Source organism: Photorhabdus sp. RM71S (assembly GCF_042879355.1).
Taxonomy (GTDB): Bacteria; Pseudomonadota; Gammaproteobacteria; order Enterobacterales; family Enterobacteriaceae; genus Photorhabdus; species Photorhabdus kayaii.
Genome location: NZ_JBHFKV010000001.1, coordinates 134,385 through 158,970 on the forward strand (window position 1 = coordinate 134,385; position 24,586 = coordinate 158,970).

Here is a 24,586-nt window from a genome sequence, read left to right on the forward strand (position 1 = left end):
TATTCAATGTTTAAAAAACCAATCGACCCGTTTTATTTAATTCGAGGATCACTGCCCGCTCTATATGTTTATTCTCAATTTGTTCACTATTATCATTTGCTGCTAACATTGATGATAATAAAGCAATATTTCTGATATTAGCACCGGTCAGGTCAGCCCGTTTAGCCAAATGCTTAAAATCAAGTTTATCCGATAAGTTAAGTTGCTCAGGCCAAATTGTTTGCCACATTTTTTCACGTAATCCTTCATCGGGATAAGTAAAACGGGTAATAAAGGTAAAGCGGCGGTTAAATGCACTGTCCAGATGGCTGCGATTATTGGTGGCTAAAATCACCAGTCCAGGGTAATTTTCTAGTCGTTGTAATAGGTAAGAAACTTCAATATTGGCATGTCTGTCTTGTGCATCTTTGGTTTCACTGCGTTTGCCAAACAGGGCATCCGCCTCATCGAAAAACAGCACCCCAGCATCCGCTTCGGCCAGATCGAAAATGCGGGAGATATTTTTTTCGGTTTCACCAATGTATTTATTAACCACCGTAGAAAGATCGACTTTAATCAAATCAACACCCAAATGCCCGGCAATCACTTCTGCGGCCATCGTTTTGCCAGTACCTGATTCACCGTAAAATAATGCACTAATCCCCGTACCGTAACTTATTTTTTCCTGAAAACCAACACCCAGAATCTGGTCACGATAATGAATGGCCGCGATGATTTCTTTTAACTGTTGAGCTAATGCATCTGAAACCACTAAATCATCAAAACTGCGCTTTGGGGCTATGCGTTGAGCCAGTTTGCCGAAATTCTGTTGAGCGCGGAAACTTAATGCCTTACGTAGATCGGCTTCTTCTAATTGGCCTTCCGGTTGTCGGAGCATTTGGTATTGAGTGGCTTCTTTGATAATTAACGGCAACGTTTCCGCTGTAAATGAAAAACGCTGACACAATTGAACGATATCCACTGCTCCAATGATATTATCCGGTAAATTTGCTTCCAGCATAGCTTTCTTATCTGCCAGAGTCATCACTGGCATATTCATTTGCACTATTGGCAGATGTTCAATCCACACTAAGGAGTCCTCCGACTCTGCCAGGCAAATGACTTTTAGTTTTGGCTGATTTAATAAGATGGATAATTCGCTGAACCCTATTTTCTCTCCCTCTGCCAGCAAAGAAAAATTGCGAATTAATAAGCAAGCATCGTGTAACCGGGTTTCCCGTATTGCGTCTACTAACAAGCTGGATATTACCGTGGTATTACCTTTATCTGGCAGACGAGCTAAATCTAGGGTTAAAGTGTTTATGCCATGAAACGCCATAATATTAGTCACCGCTAATTCTCTGGCGCTGGCTTCTTTTCCTCTGAGTACCACCAATGGATACACCTCATCCGCTTCATTCAATAATAACTTTTCAAGTGAATGACAAAGAGTTTGTGGATACCAGGTGTATGAGGTAGGAAAATGCCAATAAGCACACGTTATCAAAGGAGGTAAAATAACTCGCTGGCCCGATAAAAAATGCCAGACGGCGCTGTGAGTTAAAAATTGTGTTTGAAGCCAAATAGGTTCCTCGTGATTATTGAGCCGTAACAGACGATAACTAATTAACGGTGTTTGTGGTAAAAAGCTATTTTGCAGTAATTGCCAATCACTTTGGCGTTGGCTAAATAATTCAATCGCTAAAGTAAAACCAGGCCACTGTTTTTTACTGTTACCATTTAGGGCAGCAAACAGCGTATGATAACGACTGTCGAAATGTGGCAATAAACCTAACAATAAAACGTCCCGTTCAAATTCAGTGAGTTCAAAACGTTCGACCAACAGTGACAATGCATCAAAAGAAAGACCTTCATCTGTTTCAGGAAGGCTAACAATATCCCCCGTTTTAGGCAACCAATGAGGAATACCCTTTGGTGATGCCAAATGTTGTTCTATTTCATCTTCGCTCAGTAAAAAACTCTCTGGCAATGAATCGTATCTATCTCTCTTTTGGTAATAGTAGTGTTGCAACAACAAATCAATACGTTCCAGATGGGGATAAATCCAATGTAGTCCGGTTGCCATATATTGTTGTGCACCGTGGTTATTTGTTAGTAAGTAGTCCATATAAACCTTTTAAATGTTTTGCCAGTCAATGAATAAAGGACACTCCAACCAAGGAAGTTTGGCAATATTTAATGGCCACGGCCAATCGGCTAATAACACATCAAATGGTTGATGCTGTATTGTGATTTTGATTTCCTGTTCACTTATCAGCAATTCGCCTGGGCGTTGTAAAAACAACTGACGAACATCGTTGCAGCTTAATTTTTTCCAGGTGGGAAGTTGGACGATAATGGAATCTAGCCATTGTTCTGCTATCAACTGTTTCTCTAGCTCAAGACAGACTGATTCAGTAGTTTCATTGGACATTAATCCACATAGAACGCTATTTAGGACCTTTCGTTCTTCTGGTACTTCTTCAGTTCCCCAAATCAGGTAATCAAGGAAATCAACGGCATCAAACTGGGCCTGACGATGGATAAATTTCTGCGTTTCAAGCAGACCAAGCTGATTAAACAATTGGGGTAACATTGGCCATAGAACCAATATTCCAGCATTATTCACTTGATGTGGAAGAGTTTGTTCAGGTAATAGAATTGGTTTAGATGTCATAATTGATTTTTGACTGGATTTATTTTTATCCTCGCGGTTTGAAACAAAGCGTTCCGATAGATATTGGTATTCTTCAACTGATAGATGTTTTTTACATAGTTGTGAGACAGGAGCCAATTGCCATAACGGCGCTAACCAAGCTGTACCTGCGCTGCTGGATAATGCAGGATGTTGAAACAGCTGGAGGATATTTTGTGTTTTGACTTCTCCTTGTTGAATGGCTGTCGCGATTAATGAAAGTTGATGCTGATTTAATTGTGGTAAATTTTGCTTATGCTCTGTTACTAATGCCTGCAATATCTCCGTGAATGTTGAATCAACAGAAATCATTTGCTGTAAAGGGTGTTCACTGAGACGCGGGTTTTTATAGTTAAAGCGATTGAGTAAGTTCTTGTACTCCCAAATAGAGAGGTGTTTTTCACATAGTTGTGAAATGGGTTTTGTTTGCCAAAGCTGTTCTAACCATTCATCTAGTGAGGAATTGTGAACTTCAGCTTGGCGGAATAGCTCAATAACAACTACGATGTTAAGTGCTCCATTATTTAGCCCAGTCGTGATACGTGATATGACTTGCGTATCGGGTTTGGGTATATCTTGTGTGTTATGCCGCTGTATATATCCCAGCGCATTGAGTATTAATTGTTCGGAGGAAACATATTCCTCCTGATACAGTGATATATTTACTTTCCCGGATAGTCTGAAGCTAATGGTATTTAATAAATCAGGTTGTCTAATAGCTAAAAGCCGTTGTAAGCTCTGTTCAGATAAACAACTTTTTGCCAATAATAATACCCATTTGTTCTCTATCCATGTTAATTGATCAATGAATTTCTTAATATTGGCATCAGTGATTTTATTGTTCGTTATTGCCTCCATCGGATTTGATAAGGAATCTTTTCGGTGTAAATAGTGAATAAACCCCTCAATATCAATTAAACAATCATTACCTGATAGTTGAAGTTTATGATTAAGTTTTCGTGGTGTTGATTCCTTCAGGTGTATTCCATCCTCATTATTATATAGTTGATATTTACTTAGTGCTTGTTTGAGCGCATAATTAAGCCGCACAGGAAAGAGTAAATTAAAGTCGTGAAAGCTTATTTCTCCAAGGTTTAGTGTTAATGTTTCTAAGTATATATCTTGATTAAGAGTATATTCATTAAAAAATGAATTGAGTAAGTTATTTACATCATACTGATTAAGCAAGGAACCATACAATACTTTTCTAGCTGCCTGTGGGTTATTAGCTTCAATAGTAATGATAATCCGATTTAACAACCTTGGCGAAAAAGCCATATTAACATTCTCTTTTTAATTAATAATTAACATGTTATTTAAATCTGCCAATGTGGAATAGAATTAAAGCTTCATAATAAAAGCTAATAAATAGTACGGTGGAATAACATCAACATGATGAGAATGTCCGGGAGATTCTGCGCTTGCATTATGTTTATGTCCTTTATTTTCTCCTGCGTTTGATGTTTGTGCTTGATAAGCCCCAGTACTACTCCACTGAGTAGCCTCTAAAGGAGTATTTTCAGCATTATTCAGTGAATTATATTTATTGCGTTCCAATTGTATCTTAGATGAGCCATAATTAAACCCTGTACTGTCTGTCGAGAAAGTTATGCCAGATAAATGGCAGTGGCTTGGTATTTGTTCTTCTGTTAATTCTGTCTCTTCTACAGTGACAGTGACAGAAACTCCGGTTAGTTCGGTTTTTTGTAAGAAACTTTTTTTATTTTCGCTACCACTGGCTCTATTATCACTTTGCCCTGTTTCAGAAATGGTTTCACCACACATCACAAAACGACTTCTTAAATCTGGGGTTTCTTGACTACCATCACAGAAAGCCCAACCAGTAGGTGCTACCTGCCCTGAAAACATCACAATCACTCCTCTGGGAAGTATGCTACTGGGATTAATACTAATACCGCTTGAATTAACAGTGATACCATTACCGGCTTTAACTGCAACACCATCTGAATCAACCAAAATACCGTTACCCGCTTTGATCTGGATCTTCTTGCCCGTCTCAAAAGTATCTCCACCATCTTCAGATTCTAAACCAGTACCTAATTTCCCATCTTGATCAGGATTTTGCCCCAAAGCATCACGCCCTACCGTAGCAATATCAATTAAATCAGAGAAATCTTTTTCCAGCGGAATCGACCGCGCTTTAAATTTATTTTTCAATTCATCAGTTTTTTGTCCCGTGTAGCTAATTGCACTTTGATCAGCTATAGATACCTTTTTTTCTTTATCTGACATAAATAACTCCACTCATTAATCATTGACAATAGCGAACCATAAGAAAATGTCAGTAAACATTACTGATATTATTCTCTGTATATTTTAATTTCAAATAACACCACGTTATAAATAGAAAAATAATATTGCTATTTATCCCCCTTAATTCTTTGGTATAAAGAATAATTCATTATCCGTAATAACTTGTTCACGCCACTCCGTCCCAGATTGTCCTACTACATCTGTACGCTGCTGCTCTGTAGCAATACGCATATATCCGATGCCATTCAGTACACCCAGTGTTGTCCCCAAGGTCAATTGCCTCAACAACTGATAAGAGTGATCACCTAATGGCATATGATAAGAGTGATCACCCAATGGCATACCATTATTTTGCCATTCCTGATAGGTTCTGCCGAAGGTGGTAAACGCCGTATTATCTAACCAATGGATTAATGCTGAGATATGGCATGGGATCTCCTCTGAAATACATTGCTTAATCCAATTTTCGGTCATGACTTGATCATCAATATTATTTAAAAGAGTTTGTGGAAATACCAGACTGATCATAAAAGAAAAACGGTCTTTCATCGGCTTACTACTATCAACATCAATATACCAACGGTAGTTCTTATCGCTATCAGGCAGTATGTCACTGCCCTTTGCTTTAATCACGAAACTACCATTAATCCGATTCGTCTTTACCACCTCAGCATGAATAATCTTGTCATCAATATCGTGCAATGAAATTGTATCATCCACTTGTAACATTACCGGATAAGGTGCATCCAGCGTTGCTTTGATACGCTTTTCTCCCATATTAAGGTGAGTATCCGAATCATAATGTAACGGATACCACATATCCTGTAGCCAAATATCGCTATTTTTCCAACGTAATTTTTTATCATCATGCGCCTCAACCAAACGTGCCACATTATGGTTCAGCTGGGCATTATCCTGCAAACTACAGAATAATAATGTGCCCGTAGACTCCACCTTTATCTCTTTCACCATCACTGTCGGTAACGTGTAATCCTGCCCCACACCATCATCGCTTTTAATAATCAAATCAATCATTAACCCGACATGCAGTGGATGTCCATCTTCCACTTTCACTGTTAGTTGAAAATTCTGCTGATCATTGTCAGCAGCCATTGGTACCTGCTCCTCCTCATATTGAGGATCCGGCAATGCTGGCAGCAATGCCCGATGTTCAACCAGATAAAATGGCAAATTATCCATTGCGGGTTTCTCAGTAAACAAGGCTTTCCCTATACCCAAGCGGGCAGCAATCCGTTTTTGTAATGCCGAAACACTCTGAATTTGAATACTAGCTCGATGATACCCAAGTACTGCATGCTGATTGAGGTAACTGCGCTGTACAGTGAGAAAATCTTCCTTATCAATGGGAAGCGTGCGCGGAGAGCGCTGACTACCAAAATAGCCCAGTAAGTCATTAATAATCGCTAGCTCTTTATCACTATCTTCCTGATATTCACTTAAATATTTATTCAAGTTATCACGATATTGAGCGTGTACTTTATTGACTATGCTATCGTCATCAGCAAATGGCCACTGCCCCCCCCATACTGGGGTCGATTGAGTGCGGTTAAATGCCAATAAGTCCGGCAGCAAGGCCAATTGCTGGCAACCATTCGCCAGCACCTGTTCAAACGGCAGCATAAATTGATGCAACTGTATTTGTGACGCTAAGGAAGCTGGCTCCTGCAAACCATAACATGGCGGCATCCGGCCACCGAGACTATGGTATTTCGCTGGCTGGCGATAGCGACCATAGGGCATAACTACATCATCCTCATCAATCAGCGCTGGTGTTACCACATATCTTTTTATCGCATCAGCAGCAGCCGTACACTGCTGCCCTCGCTTCACCAATTTAACACTCGCTGTTGACGACTCATCAGATAAGATCTTAAAGGGGTCATCTCCCCATAACTGAGGATAACGACCAACATTCGATGACCACATCCAGGTACCAGCAGTTCTCCCTTGCAATTGCAATCCCTGAATACTTTTCACGCCATCAATAGATAACCAAAGACTGGCCAGCGGGCTGATATCAACCGAAATACGTTCTCTATAATTATAGGGTGGTGGTAATTTCGTGATCCAACCATGCTGGAGCTTTGGCCCTTGATAAACCGCATCACTGCTAGCCCCCTGCGCCAACAAATCAGCGGCGGTTGTTCGCCTGGCCTGTGGGCTAATAAAAGCTTCTGCGGTCATGTATATTTCAGCTAGCACCCGTGCATAGTCGGTGCAATCATCCTCTAGCTCTATCGTGCTTTCAATATTCAAAGGTTGAGCTATTACCCAAGTGACCTCTCGCACCCGCTCACACAGATTGCGATGCTTATCCAGAAAATTATCTAGCGCTTCCTGTGCCTGACTTTGATCGACATCACTCATTAATTCGAGATAAATGTGGTAATTCCCTTTCAATATTAAAAATGTTAACTCCGCATTGGCCTCCTCCTTGGGTTTACTAAAGGTAAAAATACGTTTACCTGGACTGGCATCAAACCAGTATTTGTACTGTTCGTCCTTCTCATCTTCTAGTGCCAATTGCACATTGCGAAAATAGAACTTCCCCGGATTGCCATTATCGTGCAAATCCAGTACGGCACGCCGATAGTCATCCATCGTAACCGGACCGCAGGTTAACGCCTGTTGGGGACCAAATGCAGCGGGAAATATCCCTTCTTTTTGATCTTTCAGCTTCGGTGTCAGCAAATCTTTCAATGGCAAACAATGCCGATAAGCCAAATCAGAGGTGCCATAACAGAAATCCTGTAATAATGTCACACCCGGATCATGCTCTGCTGTGTCAGTCCAGATCTGTCCCGCATAGATGTCGATGGCCTCCATTCCCTGTTCCAGCAAGGTATCGAAATGGATGCTATCACGTACTTGCGAAAATAATGTGTTGTTATCGCTCATAATTATCCTACTGTTAACTCGCGTTCGGCCAAGTCAAAATCAATACCTGAGTATCGCTGCTGACCACTGATTCGCATTTCTCATCAAGTGTCAAGCTCACCACCCGTTCGACGAAAGGCAACTGTTGAATAAACGCCACCATAGCGTAATAATCCAACTCAGTGCCAACGGCGGCACTACTCTGCCCATCCCATGCCCACGGCATATACTGTCGTTCCAGTCGCTGTTTCAGCTGGCGATTACCATAATCTGTATTTGTTCCCTGAATAAACGTCACTTCGTATTGCACCGGTACAGAACGATAATCAGGATTGACCACGCTGATTTTTACCCAAGGGCTACTCAATGCTTGCAGATAATTCTGCATAGCAACTAAACGCGACGGGGCAAATTTAGGCTTCAACAGGTCATTATTGTCCTGTTCACCATTGGCAGGTATAACAATAAGTTGTTGTGTAGTGCGCGCTGGCACGCCGGACAATTGCTCAGATAGCGGAATATGTACGTTACCGATCTCCGGGTAACCCTCACTTAATAATGCCACCATATCGGACCAGGTTAGCGCCCGGCCCCGATGGGATAATCTCTGAGCCACTCGTGGTAAAAATGCCGACTCAGATTCAGCCATACGCCCACCCTGTGATGGCCAGGGCTGTTCCACCTGTGCCAACCCTTTAAGCCGTTGTACCGGTTGGTTCACTGTCCCCGCTGGCAACGGCTGGTGGAAATGAGTGTCATCTAACGACTCACCGTTAACCAAAGTGGCCGTCACTGCGTTGGTTCGCAACCCTTGCAAACGGGGATAGACAGATATTGATGGATCTGATTTGTTATTTGACGTTTTTACTACTGCACGGAGCCAATAACGCCCCGCTGGCATTTGTGCACCTTGAGCAGCATCCTCCGGCAGTGGCGCAGACCACAAGCCAGAAGCGAACAAACTCTCTGTATTGTCGTTTACGGTTGCATCCAGAGGGTGCCAGCTATTTTCCTGATTAAGATACTGCCAGTTTATTTCCTGTGGCTGCGGGCTTTTCAGTTGCCAATGTAACGTTAACTCTTGCCCTGGCTCGATATCGCTGAACCCCAGATACAACTGAGGAGGATCATCAGCTGCCATTGCACTAACCTGCTGTTCAGTACCATAACCAAACGGCGTTAACACATATTGCTCTTTGATCTTAGTGTCTGTTCCGCTGTAACTCACAACCAATGATTTAATCTGCGGGGTGTAAGGTGGATTTAGACCCGTTTTTCCCTGGGATAGTAGGGTCAGATATTCTTGATGTAAAAAATCATGACCATTTAACTCTAACCGGAAACAGTCTTGCCAATCTAGGGGATCGACACTGTTAATCGGCTGCCCCGTCAGATTCTTCACTGATAACTTGATGTCCTGCGCTGTCGGAACGACATCGCTTTGACTTCCAGAGACAAATAAACTGCTGGATTGTTCTAAAATATGAAGTGATGCCACCTTGAAAATATCATTATTACCAATCTGGCTATCATAGCCTGCATACCATTTATCAAACGACATCTCAGGCAAATTCAACCATTCCGGCTTCAAAGTAATGGTCAATGTCTGTGGTTTATTGCACCAGTCGGCGGCTATCAGATTAAAACCATTCCCCATAACAGGGCTATAGCCGAATGGATAGCTGCTGCCGGTCACTTTATCTACTCCATCATCCGTGCGGTACATCACCTGCGTGAAATCAGTCACTTCAACACAAAGTTCTGCCACTTTAGGTACCGGCAACCCGTCATGACGACTTAATTTCAGTAACGGTACCGCCGAGGTAAAACCATCCAATCCAACAGGCGGCGTCATTGCTCCCGCCGTAGCAGGCAGGGTGAAGGTAAGCAACTTGTCTTTTATTTCAGTTACTTCAGTAACACTAAGTACCAGCCACTGCCCACCACTACTGACATGACCTTGAATCTTCTCAGGCGTTGCCGTGTTGTCCTCCAGCATCACCGTAATCGTCCGCTCACCACCGGACATGGCTAACAACTCAGAGCCAATGACACGTCCAGTGACTACCTCTTGATCTTCGGTCGCTGAGAGATTAAATAACCGCACACCTGCAACCGGCCAGTCGATTTTATTACTCTGGTCAAAAAGCACACGTGATACCCATGAAGATTTGCCCGGCTGACACCAACGCAAATCGTTCCACTGTCCTTGATTCGCCAGTAAAGCCTTATCCAATGCATACTGGACAGGGTTGCCTTGGCTGTCCTGCCCCCCCTCCATCAACATACCCGCCGGTAGTAATAATTCTCGGGTACCTTTCTCCAACTGACAGGACAACGCCACCCTATCAGGAACCATTTCCCGCGGTTTCAAACCTAATAAGCCACAGTAATAAAGTTGGCGATGCATGGCAGGCAAGCGATTCAATAATGTCTTTGGCGTTTCCAGCAATCGATAAAACGCCAGTAGCAGCGCCTGCTGTGGGCGCAATGAACCATCAGCCAGATTAGGTTGCTGGTAAAGTGCTGCTAATTGTTCAACATTAACGGGTGACAGGAAAATCCTGTCCCAGAACTTGTCTGATCCATCAAATGGGATCAATTTACTATAACCCTGAAGAAATTTCAGTAGGTCTTCGATAGTCCGATCATCCAACGTAAAACGATTATCTGATGGCATATCAAAAGCACTATCACTTAAGGTTCTTAAATCAAACATGATGAATTCCCTTATCCTGCAACGGCAAAAAATTGACTGGGAATAATCCGCCCTTTTCCCATACTAGGTGCAGATATGTCTGGTGTCGGTGCTGGACCGATAGTTTGTGCAGGCTGGAGCGGGGTAAAGCGTGCGATAAATTGCTGCCCTTTCACAATCAATGGCGCACCACTGCTACATCGGGGTGTTTGCTGGCTACTCTCCAGCGCGACAATGGTCAGCATACCGGTTCCTGGGGTATAACCGGGGATCTGATATGTCGCCGAAACTTGAACTTTTGTCTCGTCACCGAGGATGCACACTTTCTTTTGATTAATGGTCAACTGACCGCTGCCGTGGATGATTGCCGGACCGGTTGGTATGACTTGCCGATTACCGAACATCGGCTCAAATTGCAGTTGATCGCCCTCAACAATAATAACATCACTCATACCACCCCCACGCCCCGACCATCACCGATATCTAACTGCCCTTTCAACTGCTGAACGATATCGCTACCGCGCAGCCGGTAAGTCACCTGGATCTGTAATAAATTGGGATTTTCCCGCGGTTGTACCACTTGTACGTTGTCAACTACCGCCCGTGGTTCATAGTGCAACATTGCGTCATGAATAGTCGTTTTCACCTGCGCCAGTAATTCTTCGCGGATGTTGGTAAACATATAGCTCTGTAAATCGCAGCCATAGTCCGAGCGCATAATGCGCTCCCCCGGCTGGGTACTGAATAGGATGCGCAAGCTCTGATGCACATCTTCCTGGCCTTCAGTCATTTGCACTCCGTCACACAGAGTAAAACAGGGAGGAAACGCCCAGCCACGGCCATAGACCCTCGTGAGATTATTCTTCGTAAGATTGTTATTCATCTTCACCTCTGATAACCGATTGTCAGCGGATTTGGGATCACCCGTTAATGGGTTAAATCGACTTTAGCGCCTTTGATTTGTACTCCACTATTACCTGACACCCTGACTTGTTGCTTCGATTCCAGCGTCAGATTTTGCGCTGAGAGCGCCACATCCTGTTCGCTGTTAAGCTGTATACCTTGATGCAACGTCAGGTTATCTTTGCCCACTTGCAGCGTGGCGCTACCTTGTTGATTTTCAAACACCAACTGCTGCTTGTTATCGCCCCGGCCTAATACAATCCCCTTTTGACTGTTTTCCTCACTTGGCAGGAAAGGTGGCGGGTTCTTCGGATTATGCATGGCACCGAGGATGACTGGATAACACGGATCATCAGCAAAAAAAGCCACCACCACTTCATCCCCTTCTTCAGGATAGAAACACAATCCGCTCTCTTTACTGGCATAAGGTGTGGAAAAACGCGCCCACAGCGGCTTGTCATCCTGCATTAATTCGGGCACTTTGACCCGTAACCGGTTAAGTCTGGCTGGATCATCTTGATAGCTCGCTACCACACCCGTTAGCACACCCGTAACCCGGGGAACTAAATCCGCATCCACATCCTGTAATAATGGTTGACCAATCAATAAGGTGGTGCGCCAGAGTCCCTTACTCATGTGATGCTGTACTCCAGTAATTAACGCGGAGCCGTCAAAATAATCCCCAAAACCCGACAGCGTTAATGTTTGGCCCAGTTGATATTCGGTATTGCCTTCCACGATAAAACGGCCTTGAATACCTGCTGCCTGCTGTGCCAACCAGCGTCCATCTACTAGAGCAAGTTGCTCTTCCGCAGTTAATGGCTGACTATTCGCCAAAAGCCAGGTGCTACCACTTAATGTCGCTAATTTCTTCGAATCGAACGCCTGACTCCCCAGCGGTATTAAAGTCGGCGTCGTAGGGCGTGACATCGCTTGCTCCTGCACATCCCAGGCAGATACGGTCAATTGCTTCGGTTGTTCCTGGCAGGTAAATCGCCACTCGGCTTCTTCAATACCCACCCCCGGTTTGCCATTGTTAGCAAGGATGTGGTCGGCATTTCCTGACAATGTCGGTTTTATGACACTGATACCATCCAATTCAGGGATCAACCAAACACCGTTAGCGCGTAAACGGGCAGTGATAAATTGCCAGTCAGAACAAGCAAATTGCACCATTTGCGGATGAGTGACATTCATCCCTGTCAGCTTGTTAACCTTGATGTTTTGCGCTGCACACAATTCACGCAACACATCCCCCTCCTTCTCATCCATAAAAACCTGGCTACGTAACGAGGCGGTCAACCGTCTCAGTGGATGTACCACCGTCAGCGTTAATTCTGAGCGACCTTTTTGTAAGCGCAGTGATTGATGCATGACAATACCGCTAAACAAAGTTTGCCCAGACTGAGTACCTATACGCAATGCGCTGCCTGGCGTACAAAGCAAAACTTCCTTTTCTGTTTCAGCATCAAGCCGTGCAAGCGCATTATTCTCAGCACTCAGCACCAGTTTAGCGCCTGGGATCTGATTCACTTCAGCCTGGATTTCTATCAACAAGGGTGCCAATACGGATAACTGTTTCCCCCCTGCCCACAACATCAGCTTTAACGACGATATATTGAGATTAGCCGGGCTCATGATGCACCTCCTTGGTTTACCACTAATGTTTCCCCAGGCTGGATATCATCTAAGTTATTAAGGTCATTAGTTATGGCCAAATTCAGGTAATCTACCTCAGTTGAAGAGGCAATCAACGCCAACGGGCTGACATCAGGCACACTGACTACATTCATATTCGCCATACCTGGATTGAACGATGCCTGCCACATTTCCAGGCTCTCGTCAGCCGTTAACGATAATGTTGCTGTGGCTCGCAAAGGGGTTGCATCACGATCAAATAAGGTATAACTCACAACGAGATTAGCCATACGCCCCGCAAAATAGCCATTACCATTCCAGCTCATTTTGCCCCATTTGATCTGCAAAAACCGGGGTTCATTATTACTGTTATCCACTTCGCAACACAAACTGCGTAAGTGAGCCAGTTGGTTATCCAATGAAGCGGTATTGTCCGGTAAGTGAGCATCAAACAGCAGTTCTAAACTTAATCCACCCGGACGCGCTTTTCGGTATTTACTGACTCCTTTATCACAATTAATAAAATAATATTCTGTAAAATCAGTACGATAATCTAGCTGGATGCTGGCAGGGTTATACATTGCCCTGATTTCGCCCTTCTTTCTTTTCATCTCCCGGTCACTAAATGCCGTGATAGTCAGTTTTGCCAGCCCGATATCTAAAAGCCCCATTAGCGCCTCCCCTGTTCATCACGAAGTCTTTCCAGTACCGCCCGGGTAATTTCATCAATCAACCGAGCCTGCTCCCGATATTCCAATTGAGATAAGGTCGCTACCGGCGATGATGTCACCGCTTCCGGCGAGGTTACCCGCGCCTGGATCACTAATTCTTTGATCTCGATAGTCATGCTTTTACCCCCATCCAGTGCATATCTTGATAACGTAGCTCCAGGGTATTGAGCAAAATGCTGTTACTGTTAGCATCCAGATCACTGGTACTCCATTTCACCGGTAACGCTTTACTGATAGTCCAACTGCATGCCGGTAATGAAAGGTGATTCATCAACATAACAACAACATTGCAATAGCTTACTGAAGCCCCGCTCAGCACCTGATTGAAGTTTAAAGTCAACGGACTGATTGCCATCACACCCCGCTGCAAAACTAAAGATCCATGTTGAATATTTTCCGGCAGATATAAATTACGGCTATTATCGCCCCCCTCGCGATAAGTACTGACATTTAATTCCCGACTCAAACCCGAAATCTGCTGAAAATAAATATCCACCGGGCTGGGGATAATGCCATTAAAGAAGAAAGTCGCCATAAATCGGTGTGATACTGAAGGTTCGAATATTTCGGATGTGATACTCATCAGAATTCATTCCTGTTCAATGCCCAGGCCTGTTGCCGGGTATGACTTTCACTGGTGGTAAATTGCAGGCTTAGATCAATGAACTCAGCGGGTAACAGCAATGCCAGGGAAACGCGCATAATTAATCGGCCAGCATGAATATCATCCTGAGTCATGGTTTCCCCTAGCCCCAAAGATAATTGAAATGCTTCATTTTCTTGTTGACCAAAAAGCGCACCTTGTCGCCATAGTTCACGTAGCCAGGTGGTTGCCTGCCCCTTAAGCTTCAGCCAAGTGATCTCATTATTGGATTCGAATACCACGAAGCGGGCAATTTCACTCAGATTGGTTTCAATATAAGAAACTAAGCGACGATGTTGGATATATACCCAGGGCGCATTCATTCCACTCTTAGCGGAATCGGAACACAGGGTACGTGCCCCCCAAACCCTTACACCTCGGCCTGGAAAGCTTCGAATGACATTTAGGGAAACACCTGAGTTATTAAACAGAGATAATCCTGCCTGATAAGGTTTATTAGGTTTGACCACTTCCGCCAGCGCTATATTAGCTGGTGCAGTCCAGATACCCTGTTCACGATCAACATGTTGATACACTGCCGCAATCGCTGCCGACGGGGGCACCACAATGAAAGCATCACCCTTTTGCATGTAGCTGGTCACCAGATGGGGCCAATACCCTGCCCCTGACATGCCTTGAGAACTCTCAATACCCTGAGCAATTCTGCCTGCCATAGCCACATCCGCAGGTGCATCCAATATTGCAAACAACCCACACCGCTGCTGGCAGATAGTCAACAGTACCTTCCAGCACGACAGCCAATCTTTTTCAGCATCAGCCGTTTCTTCCAGCAACACCAGATCCGGCGCTGCCACCAGAGTGATAATGGGTTCTGCCGAGATTAATTGTTTCACCTTTTCATCAGCCAATGCTGTTTTGAATGATGGATTGTTTATCGCCGAATAAGGCCCTAGTGAGAGCACAAAACACGCCCCACCGCCATTACCAAAGTAATGCTGTATGGCATAAGCCAAAATGCCACGTTGGGATTTATCATAAAGGCCTAGCTGATGCTGATAATCAATCCAATCCGTAATGGTATAAAGCGTATTAGTTTCACCCTTTTCGCAATAACCGATAAATACCGGCACCGCAGTCGAGATATCTGCTTGCACTCGACTTAATGGGGTATCTGAGAACTGAACACCTGGGAAATTCATCTCCATCATAATTACACCTTCATATGTTATGGGAAATAGCGCCCACAGGTGCTATTTCGCCTCACAGAGATAAATCTTATTGCCCAACGTTCTGAGTAAATTGCAGAATAATAAATTCTGCCGGGCGCACAGCGGCCATGCCAATTTTGACGATCATTTTCCCTTGATTAATATCGTCCTCAGTCATGGTGACGCCTTTACCAATCTGAATAAAATAGGCTTCACTGGATTTAGTTCCCACTAAGCCACCCTGTTGCCACAGACTATATAAATAGCTATCAATGGCTCTGCGCACCGCTTCCCAAGTTGGTTGGCTATTAGGTTCAAAAACGGCAAATTGCATTGCCTGCTTGATATCGCGTTCTGCGCTATTAAATAAGCGACGTACCGGAATGTAGCGCCAATCGTCACTTTTGTTCAGGGTACGGGCACCCCACACAACAAAACCCTGGTTGGTGAAGTAGCGGATAGCATTGATACCACTCGAATTCATAGTGCCCTGTTTATCGTCAGTGAGCCGTTCGGTGACATCGCTAACCCCATTCAGCACAATGTTAGCCGGCGCTTTCCAGACACCGCGGCTTGCATCAGTTGCAGCATATACACCGGCGATTGCAGCGCTTGGGGGTAAGGTAATGGGTGTTGTCGGTACGTTAGCATCCTTCCATTTATCATTAACTTCATTTTCAGCTTTAACATATTCGTCTGGCGAAGCAATTTTCAGTGCGGCCAAGGTAGAAACACCCTCATAACCTCTCAGCACTATATCTGCATCCGCCGGTTTGCTATAAGTAAAAGCGGTGACTAAATTAGGGTAGTAGACAGCGGTTTTATCTGCCTGAGTCGTTGGTTTCTCTGTCCCATTCATGCTATCAGCAATCAGGAAGTAATCGACTTTGTGCTGCAACAAAGGGTTTACCGCATTGTAAACATCCTGTTTTTTGCAAGATACTAATGTTGCATCCGTTTCAGGGCAGACCAGTAAGGTAATCTCCTGCTGTTTTTCAATCAGGTCCGGCAGCGTTGCTAGTTCTGTTGTTACAGCATTTGAGTCAGTTTCTATCAACGGCAGCAGATAACAGATACCGCCACCATTATTAAAATAATGTTGTACTGCAAAGGCACTTAAAGAAGTTGCCGTGACAGTGGCAGTATAGGTATAAGTGTTTTTAACCTCTGCTCCCTCATTACTAACTTCAACCTGTTTCTGATCATTTTGTTGCTTTGCATTAGCTTTAACTGGAGTTGCTGCTACTGACACTACAGGTGATAATGAAAACTGCGAGATAAAATCCAACCAACTGGTGATTTTAATACAGCTCCCTTTCTCAGGTTGACTCCCATTTTTTTTGAAAAACTTGCCAATAAAAACCGGAATGGCGGTTGGACTGGTGTTAATTGATAACGATAATGAAGCATCTTCTTCAATATACACACCCGGATAAGTTGTACTCATTGTCATAATATTGGCCTTTAAAAAGTATTGGATTTATGTGCCAGATTATTCCTGACATCAAACAATGTATTAATGGAATTCAACGGTAACCCGATCTGCTTTCAGGCTCATTTCTTGTACCGCCACTTCATTACTGGAGGCATCAAAACTCGGCGCAGTCAATTTTTCCGGGAAGGCATTGGTAATACTCCAGGTGATCAGCAGATTTGAACCCGTTTCATCGGTCAGACTGATGGAAATATCTTTCTTTTCCACCTGATTAAGGGAGATAGAATTAATCCAATCATACAGTTTAGATTGTCCCTTAAAGATACCGCGCTTCAAGGTAATGGTTGGTCTCTGACGTTGGCCCGGCATTTGTAGCCAATTACCACATCCATCACGATATTCAATCGTGTCATAGCTGATATCTAATCCCGATACGCTTTGAAAACACATTTGTTCATCACCAACGGTAACAGCAAAGCGGTAGGTTGGAATGGGATATTGAACAGCAATTTGATCAGCAGTTGTAGACATCGTTATTTCCTTCTAAAGAGTTAATTAAATTTACAACCGGGTTAAGACACACATCATTTCAGGTACGCTACCGCCCTTAGGGATCACGCCTAATTCTGGTGGATTGACTTGGCTTTAATTTTTAAATCCCCATTGACTAATAAATGAGGTAATCAGGCCAACCAAGTTAATATATGATAAACATCACATTAAAGTTGTTCGATAGCATACATTCTTATCGCTGATTTGATAATAATCACTCAGACATATTTAATAAAAGTTAAAAATAAAAACTAATTATTTTTATCGATATATTTCCCAGTTGACCGGATAAACCCCACCAGGAATAACCAGCTAACATTTAAAAACCTCCATTTCTTTGTCGATGGTTTTCCTTAAATTTTTAAAGTAGACACTCATCACAAAAAAACAAAAGTGATAAATAAACAATTATAATTAATTTTAATTTTATATCTTTACAAAAATAAAATAAAAAATTAAGTTATTTATTTTCTTGCATTAATGTAAAAATTATATAAATTTTAATAAGCATAAGCCTATTTTTAACCTTCCTGGCTATAGCGCATAGATAAACACTAAAACAGAGGAAAAATCTTTATTATGTTAAAAATAACGAAAGATGTTTATTTAGACTATGATTCAAACAAAATAGTCCATGGAAAGAATGTATTTGCTATTACAGAGAAAGAGAAACGTTTGCTGCTTGCACTGTGGGAACATGCACCACAAGGGAATATATTAAGTCGGGAACAACTGATCCCTCTGGTCTGGCCCGAACGCAAAAATGGAGTGGCAGAAACTAATCTACTACAATTAATCTGTAAGCTACGCCGGACACTACGCTATTGTGAACTAGGAGAAGCAATACATACCGTATACCGGCAGGGCTATCGTTTTATCCCACCACTTCAGAATGATGAATTAGATAATAAACAACCAGAAGATACCGAATTACCCATCCCCGTCGACACAACCCAAAAACCATCTTATTGGCGTTCCATCAGGTTCTTCGTTATTATTATGTTCATCACAGCAAGCATCTGGCTATCTACTACCTTATACACAGCTCCATTTTCTGGCTGAAAATGAGAATATAGTTATGACTTATTCTTTAATAATCGATAAAAATATTATGATTTTTTATTTACTGACCTATTAGCTCCCTACCGATGGAGGTACAGCACCTAAAGTTAATCTAAAGAGAATATAACTAGGTTAACTCTACTGTCCTCTGCGGCTCATTCTAGCAATTGATGGGCCGCTTTAATAAAAAAAGATCATGACTCATAACTATGAAAAGACAAATAATATAAGAGTGAAAATATTCTTTCACATTAGACAACACCATGAAAGATCAATAGAATATTGAATCTGGACTCACCAAAGTACAGCAAGCTTAGGAGTAGCCATATTAGCATGAAGAATATTAAAAGAATAAGCAGTTCATCTTTCACAATAGTTAATTCTGAGATCAAACAAGGAAATACAACCAACTATAAAGAAAACATTTTAAATTTATGCTCAAGTTATCATAACTACGATAATGCCCTTGACATATATCGAGGGTTACTATTACCTCTCATTAAATTGAAGGGAATTTTTTGTTCTGGGTTAGTCAATTGATGTCTTATCTCTAAATTAAATGTTATATGTAACATAAGGTATATGCCATGAAAAAAACCGGGAAAGAACAATCCGAAAACCAAAATACTATACCGACAGTAAATAAAATAAAGGATGATTCTTATGTTGATGGAAAAGATCCCCACAAAAAGCAAACATCCATGCTTGAGACAGCACGCTATTCTATTTCATTATCCAAAGATACAGATAATCAACCAGCAGATGGGAAGAGTTTAAACCAGGCAACAGCGACTCTATTACGTAACGACTCTCCTTATGCCGGTCAAGTTGTATTTACCTTAACGGGCTCAGCCTATTTTGATGATGGCTCACAGAATAAAACCATAGAGACTAATTCCAAAGATGGCAAAGCAACCGTCAGTTTTTACGACACTAAAAAAGAAGGAGAAACCGTTACACTCAGTGTAGCATACCCGAACGATATTGCTCCGAATGCAACTGACAAAAAGCATTTCTCTTTTACTCCATATACTCCACACCCAGTTTTAATGTTCAATAACGTTCCTTACTCTATGGTGACTTGGGAGGACTCTATTCAGATATCTATATCAGTGACAGATGAAAGTTACTTGCCATGTACTTTACATGTGGATACAGACATGATTTCCCTCTTGTCAGTTGACCCAAAAGAAATCAATGTGGGAAACGATGGAAAGGCTTCGACAGTCTTGACATGCTCTTCGACTGTGGATATGCCTAGTAGTGTGGATACGGCTAGTAGTTATGTCACTGCCACTCTATCAGCTAGCATATTAGGCAAACCATCTACTAAAATTTACGAGGAAATTAAAGTCTTCTTCTTCTTTTATATATAGACATATCAGATAAGACTCTTCTAAGCAAAGTTGCGATGAAGGAGATATTCTTAACATGGTTAGAAGCTTATTTTTTTAGTAACCATATCGACATAGAGAATATTATTAAGAATAAGCAGTTTACCTTCGATAGAAGTGAATACTGAAATAAAGCAAGAATATACAGCTCATATAAAGAAAACATTTTAAATTTGTGATCAAATTATCATCAACACGATAATGCCCTTGACACATACCAAGGATTTCTAGGAAATTCTTTGTTCTGGGGTTAGTCAACTGATGTTTTATCTCTAAATTAAATGTTATATATAACATAAGGTATATGCCATGAAAAAAACCGAGAAAGAACAATCCGAAAACCAAAATACTATACCGACAGTAAATAAAATAAAGGATGATTCTTATGTTGATGGAAAAGATTCCTACAAAAAGCAAACATCCATGCTTGAGACAGCACACTATACTATTTCATTATCCAAAGATACAAATAATCAACCAGCAGATGGGAAGAGTTTAAACCAAGCAACAGCGACTTTGTTACGTAACGACTCTCCTTATGCCGGTCAAGTTGTGTTTGCCTTAACGGGTTCAGCCTATTTTGATGATGGCTCACAGAATAAAACCTTAGAAACTAACTCCGAAGAGGGTAAAACGACAGTCAACTTTTACGACAAAAAACCAGAAGGAGAAACTGTTACGCTCAGTGTAGCATACCCGAACGATATTATTCCGGATGCAACTGACGAAAAGCGTTTCTCCTTTACTCCATTCAAGCCAGAAGACTTTTCTATTTCATTAACCAAAGATACAGATAATCAACCAGCAGATGGGAAGAGTTTAAACCAGGCAACAGCGGCTCTGTTACGTAATGACTCTCCTTATGCCGGTCAAGTTGTGTTTACCTTAACGGACTCAGCCTATTTTGATGATGGCTCCCAGAATAAAACCATAGAGACTAATTCCAAAGATGGCAAAGCAACCGTCAGTTTTTACGACACTAAAAAAGAAGGAGAAACCGTTACACTCAGTGTAGAATATATTGGATCCCAGAATAGTTCAGATGCTCATGACAGCACGCCTTTCTCCTTTACACCACCATTCGTGGATCCGAATTCCATTTTAATATTCAAGAATGTTCCTGACTCTATGACGACTGATGGTAACTCTTTTCATGATATATCTGTATCAGTGATAGATAAAAACTACTTGCCATGTACTATACAGATACAGGTGAAAACAAACAGCGATAAATTACACGTTACACCAGAATACGTCACACTAAATGATCCTGGAACTTTTAAAACAGTTCAGCTTTCTACATCTCCTTACACAGTGGAGTCACCGACGAATATTGGCCACCCCCATTTCCATGGTGAACATGATATTATCTCAGCTAGTATAGTAAATAACCCATCTGTTGAGATTCAAAAAGAAATTGAAGTTCGTTACGTTGTACACGGTTATTATATTTAGGACTAACCTTGGCTGAAAACTTCCCAGAAAAAATGACAGGTATAGAGAAAAATATGATCTATTCATTACGCCAATAAAACGGTGGGGGATCATTTCTATATCTGTTATTTAAGTTTGTCAGGATTCTTTTCAAAAATCTCTATCGTCATTACATTTATATTGGCAAAATGCGCTAATGAATATGACTGTTACTCTCAACCAAAACAGTAATAGGTAGATTCACATAATAAATGCAACATCGTTCATATTCACTTCAATAAATCAGTCCTTCACAGTTAAAGTCATCAATCCCATTCAGCAATCGTACCAAACGACCATATGATAACAAATCATGCATAAATACCCTTAATTTAAGGATGAAAATAATAATGTTAAAGCCACTCACCTCTGCTGCTCTGATTTTTAGCTTACTGTCAACTACTGCATTAGCAGCAAAACCACAAAACTATCTCTACACTTCATCCGATGAGTTCGATCAATTACGTCCTCTGTTAGCACGTCAAGATATTGACGGTGTACAAGTTGTTTATAGCTGGAAACAATTGGAGGGTGCATCAGGGAAATATGATTTTTCCGCAATCGAAAAAGATTTGTCGTTGCTTGACAGAATAAAAAAGAAGCTGTTTATTCAGATCCAGGATCGCTTTTTTGAGAAAAATGCCCGCTATATTCCATTTTATCTCCAACAAGGCACAAAATACCAAGGCGGTTTAGTTGCTCAAGTTGATAATCCCGGTGAAGGCAAAGCACAAGGTTATGGTTGGGTTGCTATTCAGTGGAATACAGCGTTGCGCAAACGCTATCAGGATCTGCTTTCTGAGCTGGCAAAAGAGCTTGATGGTCGTATTACCGGGATTAATCTACCAGAAACCGCCGTTGATATTGACATGAAACAGGATAAGACCGGTTTTAGCTGTGACCGCTATTTTGCCGCCGAACTTGATAATATCAAATTTGCCCGCCAGGTATTTAAAAAACCCTACGTAGTACAATATGTTAATTTCTGGCCATGTGAATGGGATAACGATCATCAGTATATGTCTCGCTTTTTTAATTTCGCGTCGAAAAATAAGATCGGTCTCGGTGGCCCCGATATCGTGCCATATCAATCTGCTCAGATGAAAAACGCTTATCCCTTTTTCAATCGTTACAAAGGCAAACTGGATTTGGTGACAATGGCAGTTCAAGAACCAACACTGACCTACACCAACCCAAAAACTAAAAAACCCTTCACTAAGGAGGAGTTTACTAATTTTGCTGAAAACTACTTGGGGGCTAACATTATTTTTTGGAGTACCACAACACCATGGCTAAAGCAGTAAAGCAAAGGCCATGCAGATTTTGTGCATGCACAATGGGCTGTGCCAAACACCAGACGAGGATGAATAGATAATGTCGAGCTTGTAGTACAAGTTGCTCCAAAAGGCGAGGAACAGTCCATTTTTCCTCACCACGACCAAACATTCACTCGGAATATTCAAATAAGAATTATATACCCGTCATCTTTCAAGTTGCCTCTTTGTTGGCTGCACTCACTCACCCCGGTCACATAGTTACCTATGCTCCCGGGGATTCGCTCCCTTGCCGTCGCGATCCATCTTGAAATCCATAGGGTATAAATATAAATTTATCATTTAGGTACAGTGAAAAATCTTTATGATTATCTCCACATAATAACAACGCGGAGCTTACAATAATCCTCTCCGCGTAGATAAATTTTAACTCATGTCATTAACTGAATCGATAAAACGATTAAGAACACTTGAGTGTGATTTAGACTTATAAATATAACATTGATTTGCTGCACCAGGTTTTTCAATGGGAACAAAACTCAAAGCATCTCCTCCTTCCAATTCATCAGGATGAGAATCTGTAATAAATATATAATCTCTGGAATAAATGAAATTCATGCAGCATCCCATATTATCCATCTGACGCATATTTACTTTTCCACCACTTTGAATAACTTCTTCTTCCAAGTTTTTAATGAAGCTACTTTTATAAAGTACAGGATCGCATAGCCAAGTATTACTCTTTAGTAATTGCATCACATCGCCATTAGCAATATCTAATAACTCTTTTCGGCAGCAAATTCCCAATTCAGGCCCTTTTATTTTGCGAATGAGAAGAAAACGGTCACTTAGTATCTTTTCTGAGCTCAGAATGAGCGTATTGCCGTCATAATCCACTATTTCTTCAATGTTATCATAACTAAACCGGAATATATTTACCTGTGAGCTATTTCTGTCAGCTGCCTTATATAAATAAATAAGATGTTTGTTTTTCCCCCAATCGTAATAAATATTAACTATGTTACATATACTACCACTGATATGTTTTTTAGTTATTTCTTTTTCTTGTAAATAAAGATCTTTAAGATCATTATATAATTCTAAACCATCTTTAGTCAGACTCATCCCAAATTTCTCCCTTTTGAAAAGGCGCTTCCCTAATGTTGCTTCGAAGTCTTTGATTGATTTAGCTACTGGAGGAGTTGTACGGTTCATCACTCTTGCCGCTTTACTTAAAGAACCATTTTCCACCACTGCCATGAATGCTTCTAATTTACGAGAAAAAAACATAATTCACCGTTCCTATATAACTTGTGGCTAAAATAATTTCTTTGAAATAGCCTTCACCAAATGACAGCTAAATCAAGTTTGATACTGTGAAGGCATAAATTTTGTACAAAAAAACAAATACTTCTCAAACATATACCACATAAAAAAAGCGTATGTTCAATACATAGGTGGCTCAATAAACTCTATTATTCATGTTTATCATGGTTCAAAAATTAATCTCAACCAATCAACCATTAGAAAATATAAACATTACTAACGAGCTCAATTTTCTATCAAAGATTAGGATAGGGTTCTACATTTTTCAGTAATCAATTTTTGTAACACTAGAGATAAAAACGGTCTAACAGAGGCTCTTTCTCACTACAAATTATTATATTTTTCACAACAAATTATAATATTAGGGGATCCGTTACTATTTCGTGCTGACCATTGTCAATAGTTACTTTTTAAGATCCATCTGTTATTATTGTTCCTGTGT

General features: G+C 41.5%; 19 protein-coding genes. 4 read left to right on the plus strand and 15 right to left on the minus strand.

Features of this window, described 5'->3' with window-relative positions; all coding sequences use genetic code 11:
* Nucleotides 1-10 precede the first annotated feature (10 nt).
* The 14 genes from ACGF5R_RS00535 to ACGF5R_RS00600 all read right to left on the minus strand — a co-directional run bounded on the left by ACGF5R_RS00535 (nt 11) and on the right by ACGF5R_RS00600 (nt 17,594).
* Entirely contained in the window at nt 11-2,107 is a 2,097-nt protein-coding gene (locus ACGF5R_RS00535; protein WP_387689167.1) for an ATP-binding protein, read from the minus strand.
* 9 nt (nt 2,108-2,116) lie between these two features.
* Nucleotides 2,117-3,952, minus strand: a complete 1,836-nt coding sequence (locus tag ACGF5R_RS00540) for a contractile injection system tape measure protein (RefSeq protein WP_387689171.1) — start codon at nt 3,950-3,952, stop codon at nt 2,117-2,119.
* A gap of 63 nt (nt 3,953-4,015) precedes the next feature.
* Nucleotides 4,016-4,927, minus strand: a complete 912-nt coding sequence (locus ACGF5R_RS00545; RefSeq protein WP_387689174.1) for a tail fiber protein — start codon at nt 4,925-4,927, stop codon at nt 4,016-4,018.
* 141 nt (nt 4,928-5,068) lie between these two features.
* Nucleotides 5,069-7,867: a hypothetical protein gene (locus ACGF5R_RS00550; RefSeq protein ID WP_387689177.1), complete on the minus strand. Its 2,799-nt coding sequence runs from the start codon at nt 7,865-7,867 to the stop codon at nt 5,069-5,071.
* A 13-nt stretch (nt 7,868-7,880) separates the two neighbouring features.
* Nucleotides 7,881-10,565, minus strand: a complete 2,685-nt coding sequence (locus ACGF5R_RS00555; protein WP_387689180.1) for a hypothetical protein — start codon at nt 10,563-10,565, stop codon at nt 7,881-7,883.
* A gap of 11 nt (nt 10,566-10,576) precedes the next feature.
* Nucleotides 10,577-10,996, minus strand: coding sequence for a hypothetical protein (locus ACGF5R_RS00560; RefSeq protein ID WP_387689183.1), 420 nt, complete (start codon nt 10,994-10,996; stop codon nt 10,577-10,579).
* Entirely contained in the window at nt 10,993-11,427 is a 435-nt protein-coding gene (locus tag ACGF5R_RS00565) for a GPW/gp25 family protein (protein WP_387689185.1), read from the minus strand. Before ACGF5R_RS00565 ends, ACGF5R_RS00560 begins: the two co-directional genes overlap by 4 nt.
* A gap of 44 nt (nt 11,428-11,471) precedes the next feature.
* Complete coding sequence (gene vgrG, locus ACGF5R_RS00570; RefSeq protein ID WP_387689188.1) at nt 11,472-13,085, minus strand: type VI secretion system tip protein VgrG; 1,614 nt, start codon at nt 13,083-13,085, stop codon at nt 11,472-11,474.
* Nucleotides 13,082-13,756, minus strand: a complete 675-nt coding sequence (locus ACGF5R_RS00575) for a hypothetical protein (RefSeq protein WP_387689191.1) — start codon at nt 13,754-13,756, stop codon at nt 13,082-13,084. Before ACGF5R_RS00575 ends, vgrG begins: the two co-directional genes overlap by 4 nt.
* Nucleotides 13,756-13,932 (minus strand): DUF5908 family protein, encoded by a 177-nt coding sequence (locus ACGF5R_RS00580; protein WP_387689194.1) that lies wholly within the window; start codon nt 13,930-13,932, stop codon nt 13,756-13,758. The genes ACGF5R_RS00575 and ACGF5R_RS00580 overlap by 1 nt, the downstream gene beginning before the upstream one ends.
* The gene (locus tag ACGF5R_RS00585; RefSeq protein WP_387689197.1) at nt 13,929-14,399 is read right to left on the minus strand and encodes a phage tail protein; all 471 of its coding nucleotides are present in this window, start codon (nt 14,397-14,399) and stop codon (nt 13,929-13,931) included. Before ACGF5R_RS00585 ends, ACGF5R_RS00580 begins: the two co-directional genes overlap by 4 nt.
* A complete protein-coding gene (locus tag ACGF5R_RS00590) occupies nt 14,399-15,628 on the minus strand; it encodes a phage tail sheath family protein (RefSeq protein ID WP_387689200.1) in 1,230 nt (409 codons plus the stop codon). The genes ACGF5R_RS00585 and ACGF5R_RS00590 overlap by 1 nt, the downstream gene beginning before the upstream one ends.
* 67 nt (nt 15,629-15,695) lie before the next feature.
* Entirely contained in the window at nt 15,696-17,081 is a 1,386-nt protein-coding gene (locus ACGF5R_RS00595; RefSeq protein ID WP_387689203.1) for a phage tail sheath family protein, read from the minus strand.
* 63 nt (nt 17,082-17,144) lie between these two features.
* Nucleotides 17,145-17,594 (minus strand): phage tail protein, encoded by a 450-nt coding sequence (locus tag ACGF5R_RS00600; protein ID WP_387689206.1) that lies wholly within the window; start codon nt 17,592-17,594, stop codon nt 17,145-17,147.
* Nucleotides 17,595-18,194: 600 nt separating this feature from the next.
* On the opposite strand from ACGF5R_RS00600, the gene ACGF5R_RS00605 reads away from it, so the two are divergent.
* From ACGF5R_RS00605 to ACGF5R_RS00620, 4 genes are all read left to right on the plus strand, one after another.
* Nucleotides 18,195-18,677 (plus strand): transcriptional regulator, encoded by a 483-nt coding sequence (locus ACGF5R_RS00605; RefSeq protein WP_387689208.1) that lies wholly within the window; start codon nt 18,195-18,197, stop codon nt 18,675-18,677.
* Between the two features lie 587 nt (nt 18,678-19,264).
* A complete protein-coding gene (locus tag ACGF5R_RS00610) occupies nt 19,265-20,053 on the plus strand; it encodes an Ig-like domain-containing protein (RefSeq protein ID WP_387689211.1) in 789 nt (262 codons plus the stop codon).
* 327 nt (nt 20,054-20,380) lie between these two features.
* Complete coding sequence (locus ACGF5R_RS00615; protein WP_387689214.1) at nt 20,381-21,526, plus strand: hypothetical protein; 1,146 nt, start codon at nt 20,381-20,383, stop codon at nt 21,524-21,526.
* A 368-nt stretch (nt 21,527-21,894) separates the two neighbouring features.
* Complete coding sequence (locus ACGF5R_RS00620; RefSeq protein WP_387689217.1) at nt 21,895-22,848, plus strand: hypothetical protein; 954 nt, start codon at nt 21,895-21,897, stop codon at nt 22,846-22,848.
* 396 nt (nt 22,849-23,244) lie between these two features.
* On the opposite strand, the gene ACGF5R_RS00625 is transcribed toward ACGF5R_RS00620, so the two are convergent.
* Entirely contained in the window at nt 23,245-24,108 is an 864-nt protein-coding gene (locus ACGF5R_RS00625; RefSeq protein ID WP_112875830.1) for a LysR family transcriptional regulator, read from the minus strand.
* Nucleotides 24,109-24,586 lie beyond the last annotated feature (478 nt).

Excerpts from the sequence above, each read along its gene's own strand:
- ACGF5R_RS00560 (WP_387689183.1), bottom strand. The coding sequence starts at position 10,996 with ATGAGTGATGTTATTATTGTTGAGGGCGATCAACTGCAATTTGAGCCG.
- ACGF5R_RS00555 (WP_387689180.1), bottom strand. The coding sequence starts at position 10,565 with ATGTTTGATTTAAGAACCTTAAGTGATAGTGCTTTTGATATGCCATCA.
- ACGF5R_RS00565 (WP_387689185.1), bottom strand. The coding sequence starts at position 11,427 with ATGAATAACAATCTTACGAAGAATAATCTCACGAGGGTCTATGGCCGT.
- ACGF5R_RS00550 (WP_387689177.1), bottom strand. The coding sequence starts at position 7,867 with ATGAGCGATAACAACACATTATTTTCGCAAGTACGTGATAGCATCCAT.
- ACGF5R_RS00625 (WP_112875830.1), bottom strand. The coding sequence starts at position 24,108 with ATGTTTTTTTCTCGTAAATTAGAAGCATTCATGGCAGTGGTGGAAAAT.
- ACGF5R_RS00615 (WP_387689214.1), top strand. The coding sequence starts at position 20,381 with ATGAAAAAAACCGAGAAAGAACAATCCGAAAACCAAAATACTATACCG.
- ACGF5R_RS00590 (WP_387689200.1), bottom strand. The coding sequence starts at position 15,628 with ATGATGGAGATGAATTTCCCAGGTGTTCAGTTCTCAGATACCCCATTA.
- ACGF5R_RS00600 (WP_387689206.1), bottom strand. The coding sequence starts at position 17,594 with ATGTCTACAACTGCTGATCAAATTGCTGTTCAATATCCCATTCCAACC.
- ACGF5R_RS00610 (WP_387689211.1), top strand. The coding sequence starts at position 19,265 with ATGAAAAAAACCGGGAAAGAACAATCCGAAAACCAAAATACTATACCG.
- ACGF5R_RS00580 (WP_387689194.1), bottom strand. The coding sequence starts at position 13,932 with ATGACTATCGAGATCAAAGAATTAGTGATCCAGGCGCGGGTAACCTCG.
- ACGF5R_RS00585 (WP_387689197.1), bottom strand. The coding sequence starts at position 14,399 with ATGAGTATCACATCCGAAATATTCGAACCTTCAGTATCACACCGATTT.
- ACGF5R_RS00535 (WP_387689167.1), bottom strand. The coding sequence starts at position 2,107 with ATGGACTACTTACTAACAAATAACCACGGTGCACAACAATATATGGCA.
- ACGF5R_RS00595 (WP_387689203.1), bottom strand. The coding sequence starts at position 17,081 with ATGACAATGAGTACAACTTATCCGGGTGTGTATATTGAAGAAGATGCT.
- ACGF5R_RS00545 (WP_387689174.1), bottom strand. The coding sequence starts at position 4,927 with ATGTCAGATAAAGAAAAAAAGGTATCTATAGCTGATCAAAGTGCAATT.
- vgrG (WP_387689188.1), bottom strand. The coding sequence starts at position 13,085 with ATGAGCCCGGCTAATCTCAATATATCGTCGTTAAAGCTGATGTTGTGG.
- ACGF5R_RS00620 (WP_387689217.1), top strand. The coding sequence starts at position 21,895 with ATGTTAAAGCCACTCACCTCTGCTGCTCTGATTTTTAGCTTACTGTCA.
- ACGF5R_RS00605 (WP_387689208.1), top strand. The coding sequence starts at position 18,195 with ATGTTAAAAATAACGAAAGATGTTTATTTAGACTATGATTCAAACAAA.
- ACGF5R_RS00575 (WP_387689191.1), bottom strand. The coding sequence starts at position 13,756 with ATGGGGCTTTTAGATATCGGGCTGGCAAAACTGACTATCACGGCATTT.
- ACGF5R_RS00540 (WP_387689171.1), bottom strand. The coding sequence starts at position 3,952 with ATGGCTTTTTCGCCAAGGTTGTTAAATCGGATTATCATTACTATTGAA.